Annotated in this window: 1 protein-coding gene; it reads right to left on the reverse strand. The window is 41.3% G+C overall.

Annotation, left to right across the window (positions count from 1 at the left end; translation table 11 throughout):
* Positions 1 to 205: 205 nt before the first annotated feature.
* Positions 206 to 553, reverse strand: a complete 348-nt coding sequence (locus AC1DRJ_RS31040; protein ID WP_477805477.1) for a hypothetical protein — start codon at positions 551 to 553, stop codon at positions 206 to 208.
* Between the last annotated feature and the right edge of the window lie 149 nt (positions 554 to 702).

Raw genomic sequence — 702 nt, forward strand, 5'->3', positions numbered from 1 at the left:
GATTACTGAGGGCTCGGGTCAAAGGTAAAAAACATAAAGCAGCTGTACTACTCATCACAATCACTCTTAGACAGTAAAACCCAGGGGCTTCGCACCTGAACTTCGAAATCAGATTTTATTTAAAGAAAGAACTTTTCGCACTAGAACCCAATAACATCAGTATTAACGCAAAAAACAAACAACCTTCATTTACAACAAATAAAAATCAACTACTACAAACACCAACATTTAAGCAGGCCTCACGAAGCTGAGTAAGTAAACCTACTATAGGTAGCCGTTGCAACGGCTCGCCATCAAAGACCACCCGACTTTGATCGGCCTCTGACTTGCATCTTTCAGAAATCCGAAAAAGAAGAAAACATATAGCACCAACCTTGTCTAATTTTACTTCAAACTCAGAAATGCGTTTCTCCCACTGCAGAATCGCTTCTGTAGTCAGCCCGTGTAATTCTGCGGCATATAAAAACCTCTCATTAACTATAGCTAGAGCGGCGCGTTCAGTTTCAACTCTGCAAAAAAAAGAGCCAAAACGGTCAACTGAATTAGTATTCACGGGCAACCTCAATAGTTTTTTCAGTCCACTTGCAAGCCAACTCAAGTTCACCTATTAATCTTTCGGTAGTTATATAAGGTGCTGGCAATCCCCGCTGTGATGCATGTCGAGCCGAAATAAGCACTTCGTAGAAGTCTTCGCTACATGGT

Source organism: Pseudomonas sp. P5_B2, from assembly GCF_056400445.1.